Genomic DNA, 7,861 nt, shown 5'->3' on the forward strand with positions numbered 1-7,861 from the left:
CCCCCACGCCCCGGTGACACCACCCGCCCCCCACGGCATGCCCGATCTCCCCTGACGCGTCTGTCCCGATGCGAAGACCGAACACATCCGAAAGGCGGTGGGAGCTGTGCGGCTCTCACGAAGAGGCCTGCTCCGCGCGGGTCTGGCCGGTACGGCCGCCACCGCGCTCGGCGGCCTGGCGTCCGGCTGCGCCGTACCGACCGGCTCGACGGGCCGGAACATGGTGCTGTGGTACTGGAGCGGCGGCCTGAGCGACACCGTCGTCAAGAAGGCCAAGGCCCGCTACGACAGTGCCGTCGACCTGAAGGCGATCCAGATCGGCGGCTACTACCGCTCCAAGCTCATCACCACGATGACCGGCCAGGCCCATGTCCCCGACATCGCGGGGCTCAAGGGCGAGGACATGGCGTCGTACCTGCCGAACGCCGACCAGTTCGTGGATCTGCGCACCCTCGGCGCGGAGAAGTTCAAGAGCCGGTACCTGGACTGGAAGTGGCAGCAGGGAGTCGCCCCGGACGGCAGCCTCGTCGGCTTCCCCATCGACGTGGGTCCCGTCGTGCAGTACTACCAGCCCGCCGTCTACGAGAAGGCCGGGCTCGCGTACGAACCGGCCGACGTCTCGCGGGAGATGGGCACCTGGGAGCAGTTCTTCGCGGCGGGCGAGCAGCTCAGGAAGCGTGTCCCCGGCGCGTTCATCCTGACCGACGTCACCAGCGTCTTCGACATGTCGATCGGCCAGGGCACCCAGCGGTTCGTCGACCGGGACAAGCACTTCATCGGCGACCAGGACCATGTGCGCGCCGCCTGGGACCGTGCCGTGGAGGCCAAGCGGCGCGGGATCGTGTCCAGCATCGTGAGCGGCACGCCCGACGCGATCTCCGCCACGGAGACCGGGCAGCTGCCCAGCCAGCTCAACGCCTCGTGGGCCGCGGGCGACCTGAAGCTCCAGTACCCGAAGACCAAGGGGAGGTGGCGGGTGGCGAACTGTCCCGGTGGCCCCTCGAATGTCGGCGGCTCGTTCCTGGCGATCACCAAGGCGTGCCGTGAACCCGAGAAGGCCTTCGAGATCATCACCTGGCTGCTCGGCGCGGACAACCAGGCCCAGGGCTTCATGGACGCCGGACTCTTCCCGTCGACGCCCGCCTCGTACGGGATGAAGAAGCTCCGCGAGCACGACCCGTTCTTCGGCGACCAGATCACGATGGACGTCTTCGGACCGGCCGCGGAGAAGATCCCGGTCGCCTTCAACAGCCCGTACGACGTCGCGCTCGGGCAGCCGGTCAAGGACGAGATCAAGAACGTCGGTGTCCTCGGCAAGGACCCCGAGGACGCCTGGAGGGACGCCATGAGCAAGTGCCGGCGGATCGCGGACCACCTGGGGGTGAGCCACTGATGGCCACCGTCCCGCTGGTCGAGAAGCCCCCGGCACCCGTCGCCGGGCCGCCCTCCTCCGCCCATCACAAGAAGGGCATCCTGAGCTACTGGCGCCTGTACGCCGCGATCTCGCCCTTCTACCTCCTCTTCCTCGCCTTCGGTCTGATCCCGGTCGGCTTCTCCCTCTACCTGTCGTTCCACCGCTGGGACGGCCTCGGTTCGATGGAGTACGCGGGGCTCTCGCAGTACCGCTATCTGCTGAGCGACACCGACTTCTGGAGCTCGATCGGCAACACGCTGATCATCTGGGCCCTTGCCACCTTCCCCATGATCTTCCTGGCGATGGTCACGGCCGTGATGCTCAACTCGGCGGTCCGCTTCAAGAACGTCTACCGCTTCGCGTTCTTCCTGCCCAACGTCACCTCGGTGGTGGCCGTCGCGATCATCTTCGGCTCGGTCTTCTCCACCAACTTCGGCCTGGTGAACGCCCTGTTGCAGGCGGTCGGCCTGGACCAGGTGGCATGGCTGAACACGCCCTGGGGCATCAAGGTCGCCATCGCCACCCTGATGACGTGGCAGTGGACCGGCTACAACGCGATCATCTTCCTCGCCGGACTCCAGACGATCCCCGGCGAGCTGTACGAGGCGGCGCGCATGGACGGCGCCGGGCCCGTGCAGACCTTCTTCCGGATCACGCTGCCGCTGATGCGGCCCGTGCTGCTGTTCGTGCTCGTCATCTCGACCGTCACCGGACTGCAGAGCTTCTCCGAACCGCAGGTGCTGCTGCAGTCCACCGCCAACGAGTCGACGTTCTCGGGCGGTCCCGACCACGCGGGCCGGACGATGGTCCTCTACTTCTTCCAGCAGACCTTCGACAACAACGACTTCGGTTACGGCGCCGCCGTGGCCTGGGGCATCTTCCTCGTCGTCGTCATCTTCTCGATCGTCAACTGGCGCCTGGTACAGCGCCGGGGCGAGGACTAGGGAGGCCCGTCACCATGGCAACCACCACACAGACCGAGCCCGCCCCCACCGAGCCGCCCCGCACCGAACCTCTCAGGGCCAAGCGCATCCGGGGCACCGGGCGCCGGGCCGTCGCCCTCCACGTCTCACTCATCCTCGGCGTGCTGCTCTCCGCGTTCCCGTTCTACTGGGCCGTGGTCATGTCGACGCACACGTCGACCGAGATCTTCTCCTACCCGCCGAAGCTGCTGCCCGGCTCGCACTTCGACGACAACCTCAGCAAGCTCTTCGACAGCGTCGATTTCTTCGGGTCGATGTTCAACTCGCTGCTCGTCGCCGTCTCGGTGACGTTCCTCGTCCTCTTCTTCGACTCGCTGGCCGCGTTCGTCTTCGCGAAGTTCAGCTTCCCGGGCCGCCGCGTGCTGTTCGCGACGATGATGGCGATCTTCATGGTGCCGGCGCAGCTCGCGGCCATCCCGCAGTTCGTCATCATGGCGAAGCTGGGCTGGATCGGCTCGATGACCTCACTGATCGTGCCGGCCGCCGCCAACGCGTTCGGCATCTTCTGGATGCGGCAGTACATGAAGAGCGCGATCCACGACGAGCTGCTCGACGCCTCGAAGATCGACGGGGCGAGCTTCCTGCGCCAGTACTGGCACGTGGCCCTGCCCGTGGTCCGGCCCGGTCTCGCCTTCCTCGGCATCTTCACGTTCATGGGCCAGTGGAACGACTACGCCTGGCCGTTGATCGCGCTCACCGACCCGGACAACGTGACCCTCCAGGTCGCCCTGTCCCAGCTCAACGGGGTCCACGGCACCACGGACTACGGGATGGTCATGACGGGTGCGGTACTGGCCCTGATCCCGCTGCTGGTCGTCTTCGCGATCGGCGCCAAGCAGATCATCGCCGACCTCGGCAAGGGGGCGATCCGCTGATGGCACGCGATCACCTGCTCTCCCAGCGCCCCTGGGAGTCACCGGAGACGACCTCCTGGCAGCGGCTGCCGATGAACGCGGTGGACCGGCGCGCCGGCGCGCTTCCCCTGGACGGCTCCTGGCACTTCCAGCTGCTGCCGTCGCCGAACAGCTCCTCCGGCGACTGGACCCGGCTCGACGTGCCCGGCGCGTGGACCATGCAGAGCGCCGACGACCTGCCCCAGTACACCAACGTCCGGATGCCCTTCGGCGACTTCCCGCCCCACTCACCCGCCGCGAACCCGACGGGCGTCCACGAGCGGTCCGTGGACATCCCCGCAGAGTGGGCCGGACGCCGCGTCGTCCTTCAGGTGGGCGCGGCCGAGAGCGTGCTCCTCGTCCAGGTGAACGGCCGTCCTGTCGGCATCTCGAAGGACTCCCACCTGGCGGCCGAGTTCGATCTCTCCGACGTCGTACGCCCCGGGGACCCGGCGACCGTACGGCTCACCGTCGTCAAGTGGTCCGACGCCTCACACATCGAGGACCAGGACCAGTGGTGGCACGCGGGGATCACGCGTTCGGTGCTGCTGTACGCCACCGACCCGCTGCACCTCGCGGACGTGACCGTACGCGCGCGGCAGGACGGGCGGCTGAGGGTGGACTGCACGGTGCGCGACGCCGGCGGGCCGCTGCCCGAGGGGTGGTACGTCACCGCGGCCCTGGACGGCCAACTCCTGGTCCAGGACACGGAGTTCGATCGCCTCAACGCCGAGGACATGCGAGTGTCCGACTTCCTCGGCGAGGCGCGGCTGCGGACCACCGTCCAGGACGTACGCCCGTGGACGGCCGAGACGCCCCACCTGTACGGGCTGACCGTGCGGCTGCACCGGGCCGACGGTTCGGTCGCCGACACCTCGCACCACCGGGTCGGTTTCCGGGACGTCGAGATCCGCGGCCGGGACCTGCTGGTCAACGGCGAGCGTGTCTACATCCGGGGCGTGAACCGGCACGACTTCCATCCGCTGACCGGGCGCACCGTCACGGCGGACGACATGCGCGCGGACCTGACCGTCCTCAAGCGGTTCGGTTTCAACGCGGTCCGCACCTCCCACTACCCGAACGACCCGACGCTGTACGACCTCGCCGACGAGCTGGGCCTGTACGTCGTGGACGAGGCGGACATCGAGTCGCACGACCACGCCCACGAGATCGCCGACGACCCCCGCTATCTGGCCGCGTTCGTGGACCGGGTCTCCCGCATGGTGCTGCGCGACAAGAACCATCCGTCGATCATCGTCTGGTCGCTGGGCAACGAGTCCGACTACGGCGCGAACCACGACGCGGCGGCGGGCTGGGTGCGGCGCCACGACCCGACCCGGCCGATCCAGTACGAGGGAGCCGCCAAGACCGGCTGGGCCGACCGGTCGGTCGCGTCCGACATCGCCTGCCCGATGTACGCGCCGATCGAGGACTGTGTCGCGCACGCCCGGTCCGGGAAGCAGACCAAGCCGCTCATCCAGTGCGAGTACTCGCACGCCATGGGCAACAGCAACGGCACGCTCGCCGACACCTGGGCCGCCATCGAGTCCACCCCGGGCCTTCAGGGCGGCTTCATCTGGGAGTTCTGGGACCACGGCATCCTCCAGCGGGTGAACGACGGACGACCGGCCGGCCGCGGTGGCGCCGGACTGTACGACAACGGGGTCACCGCCCCCGGCCACCGCTGGGCGTACGGCGGCGACTTCGGCGAGACGATCCACGACGGGGCGTTCATCGCCGACGGGGTGGTGTTCCCCGACCGGACGCCGAAGCCCGTGATGTACGAGCACCGGGAGATCGCGGGGCCGGTCCGTCTGACGTACGACGAGGGAGTGCTCCGGGTCCACAACCGGCAGCACTTCAGGGGCCTGGAGTGGCTGGCCGCCGAGTGGCGCCTCGTGCGCGCCGACGGCACCTCGCAGAGCCTGCCCGCCGAACTGCCCGCCGTACAGCCGGGCGAGTCGGCGGCGGTGCCACTGCCGTTCCCGCTGCCCGAACCGGCCGCGGGTGAGGCGTGGTTGACGCTGCGGGTCACGACCGCGGACGACGAGGCGTGGGCGCCGCTCGGCACGGAGGTGTGTGTGCCGCAGGTCCGGCTGAGCGCCGCGGTCACCGACGCGCCGCCGGAGCCCGCCGACGGTCCGGCCGTCACGCTGGACGAGGACGCGCTGCTGGTCCATCCGCTGCTGACGTCCGCGCCGGTGCTCTCCCTGTGGCGGGCGCCCACCGACAACGACGAGCTGGGCGGCATGGCGGCCCGCTGGCACGACTGGGGTCTCGACGCACTCGTACGCGAGGTCGTGGACGTACGCGACGAGGGCTCCCGGGTCGTCGTGCTCAGCGAGTACGCGACCGGGGCCGGGCCCGTCCGCCACGAGCAGGTGTTCACCCCGGTCACCGGCGGTCTGCGCATCGAGGAGTCGGCCGAACTGCCGGCGGGGCTCGACGACGTGGCCAGGGTCGGCACGGTCTTCGAGACGGTCCCCGGACTCGATGTCCTGGACTGGTACGGGCAGGGCCCCTGGGAGTCGTACCCGGACCGCAGTGCCGGGGCGCCCGTGGGACACCACTCGCTTCCGGTGGACGAGCTGTTCACGCCGTATCTGCGACCGCAGGAGAGCGGTGGCCGGCACGGGGTGCGCCGGTTCACGCTGTCGGCGCCGGACGCCACGGGTCTTGCCGTGGAGCTCGGGGCGCCGGGGCAGGTCTCCGTCAACCGGTACCGGGCCGAGGACCTGGCGGCTGCCGCACACCATGACGAGCTGGTCCCGCGGCCGGGCTGTGTCGTCCACCTCGACGCGGCGCACCGGGGTCTCGGCACGGCGTCGTGCGGGCCCGACACCTCGGCCGGGTACCTGGTCGCGGCGGGCACCCACCGGTGGGAGTGGACACTGCGGGTTCTGTGACCTGTGACCTGTGGCGAACGCGAGGTGGCGGGGGGGGGCCGGTTCACATCTGCGGGCCGGTGGGGGCCGAGCGCGCAGTTCCCCGCGCCCCTGACGGGCGGGGCTGCGCCCCAGCCCTTCGTCGGAAGGTACTACCTGGTCACGGGCCGATTCGCGGGCGTACCGTGGCCGGGTGACCACTGCCGAGGCCCTGCGGCCCCAGTCCCTCATGCTGTCGTTCCTGGGCGACCAAGTGCTCGGCCGGGACGTCTGCGTGTACTCGGGAAGCGTCATCGACGTCTTCGGGCGCGCGGGCGTCGGCGAACACGCGACCCGCTCGACCCTGACGCGCATGGTCGGCCGCGGCCTGCTGCGGCGGCAGCGCGAGGGACGCCGCATGTACTTCGGGCTGACCGAGCGCTCCGAGGCGGTGCTGCGGGACGGCGAGCGGCGGATCTGGGAGGCGGGGGCCGTCAACCGCCGGTGGGACGGCACCTGGACGCTGCTCGGCTTTTCGCTGCCCGAGTCCTGGCAGCGCCAACGGCACGATCTACGGGCGCGGTTGACGTGGAGCGGCTTCGGCCCGCTGTTCGGCGGGCTGTGGATCGCGCCCGGCGAGGCGGACGTCTCAGGGCTCGTCGCCGAGCTGGGCCTGTCCGCCCATGTGAAGATCTTCCGCGCCCACGCGGACGCCGGCATGGACATCGACGCGATGGTCGAGGAGACCTGGGAACTGGGCGAACTGGCCACGCACTACGAGGCGTTCGCCGACCGCTGGCAGCACTGGGAGCACCGGGAGGGCAAGGAGGACCGGAAGACGACGGAACCCGCGGCCGACGAGGTTTCCCCGTTCTCCGCCGGCCGGGGGGAGCCCCCTCTCGCCGCGCTCGCACTGCGGCTGCGCCTGTCGACGGAGTGGCTGCAGGTGATCCGCCGGGACCCGCGCCTGCCGGTCGAACACCTCCCGGACGACTGGCCCGCCGAGCAGGCCGAGAAGACGTTCAAGACGGTGTACACCCGACTGACCCCACCGGCACAGGAGGCAGCGGAACACCTACTGGATCTGGTGCCGGCGCACACCCCGCGGCGACGGGTCGCCGAGACCGGGTTCGACGCATGACCGCGCCCGGCTCCGCACCGTCCGCGCCCGACCGGCTGCTGGCCGTGCTCGGCGCCTTCGACCACGACCACCCGGCGCTCTCCCTCACGGACATCAGCCGCCGGGCCGGGCTCTCCCTCACCACCGCGCACCGGCTCGTGGGCGCGCTCAGCGACTGGGGCGCCCTGGAGCGCGACGCGGGCGGGATCTACCACGTGGGCCTGCGGCTGTGGGAGATCGCGGCGCTCTCCCCGCGCGGCCTCCCACTGCGGCAGGTCGCGCTGCCGTATCTGGAGGACCTCTACGAAGCCACGCACGAGAACGTGCAGCTGGCCGTCCGCGACGGCTCCGAGGTCGTCTACATCGAGTGGATCTCCGGCCGCTCGGCGGTGGGCGTGAGGATCCAGGTGGGCGCGCGCTGGCCGCTGCACGCGACCGGCGTGGGACTCGCGCTGCTCGCCCACTGCGAGCCGGCGTTCCAGGACACGTACTGCGGCGGCCCGCTCGCCAGCTTCACCCCGCACACCATTACGGACCCGGCCGTGCTGCGCCGCACCCTCGCCGAAGTGCGGCGCAGCACGGCCGGG

At 70.4% G+C, this 7,861-nt stretch carries 6 protein-coding genes; all 6 read left to right on the forward strand.

Annotated features, from left to right (window positions below; genetic code table 11):
* Nucleotides 1-106: 106 nt before the first annotated feature.
* Nucleotides 107-1,393 carry an extracellular solute-binding protein gene (locus AOK01_RS33040; RefSeq protein ID WP_055518197.1) on the forward strand — a complete coding sequence of 429 codons (1,287 nt, stop codon included), beginning with the start codon at nt 107-109 and terminating at the stop codon, nt 1,391-1,393.
* Nucleotides 1,393-2,358 carry a carbohydrate ABC transporter permease gene (locus tag AOK01_RS33045; protein WP_055518199.1) on the forward strand — a complete coding sequence of 322 codons (966 nt, stop codon included), beginning with the start codon at nt 1,393-1,395 and terminating at the stop codon, nt 2,356-2,358. The genes AOK01_RS33040 and AOK01_RS33045 overlap by 1 nt, the downstream gene beginning before the upstream one ends.
* Nucleotides 2,359-2,372: 14 nt before the next feature.
* Nucleotides 2,373-3,272: a carbohydrate ABC transporter permease gene (locus AOK01_RS33050; RefSeq protein ID WP_079103967.1), complete on the forward strand. Its 900-nt coding sequence runs from the start codon at nt 2,373-2,375 to the stop codon at nt 3,270-3,272.
* Nucleotides 3,272-6,196, forward strand: a complete 2,925-nt coding sequence (locus AOK01_RS33055; RefSeq protein WP_055518200.1) for a glycoside hydrolase family 2 TIM barrel-domain containing protein — start codon at nt 3,272-3,274, stop codon at nt 6,194-6,196. Before AOK01_RS33050 ends, AOK01_RS33055 begins: the two co-directional genes overlap by 1 nt.
* 172 nt (nt 6,197-6,368) lie before the next feature.
* A complete protein-coding gene (locus tag AOK01_RS33060; protein WP_245702524.1) occupies nt 6,369-7,295 on the forward strand; it encodes a PaaX family transcriptional regulator in 927 nt (308 codons plus the stop codon).
* A partial coding sequence (locus AOK01_RS33065) for an IclR family transcriptional regulator (protein WP_055518202.1) occupies nt 7,292-7,861 on the forward strand: 570 nt, incomplete at its 3' end. The genes AOK01_RS33060 and AOK01_RS33065, both read left to right, overlap by 4 nt.

The organism is Streptomyces aurantiacus (assembly GCF_001418335.1).
GTDB classification, from domain to species: Bacteria; Actinomycetota; Actinomycetes; order Streptomycetales; family Streptomycetaceae; genus Streptomyces; species Streptomyces aurantiacus.

Coding starts and splice junctions, on each gene's coding strand:
- AOK01_RS33045 (WP_055518199.1), top strand. CDS start 1,393: ATGGCCACCGTCCCGCTGGTCGAGAAGCCCCCGGCACCCGTCGCCGGG.
- AOK01_RS33050 (WP_079103967.1), top strand. CDS start 2,373: ATGGCAACCACCACACAGACCGAGCCCGCCCCCACCGAGCCGCCCCGC.
- AOK01_RS33055 (WP_055518200.1), top strand. CDS start 3,272: ATGGCACGCGATCACCTGCTCTCCCAGCGCCCCTGGGAGTCACCGGAG.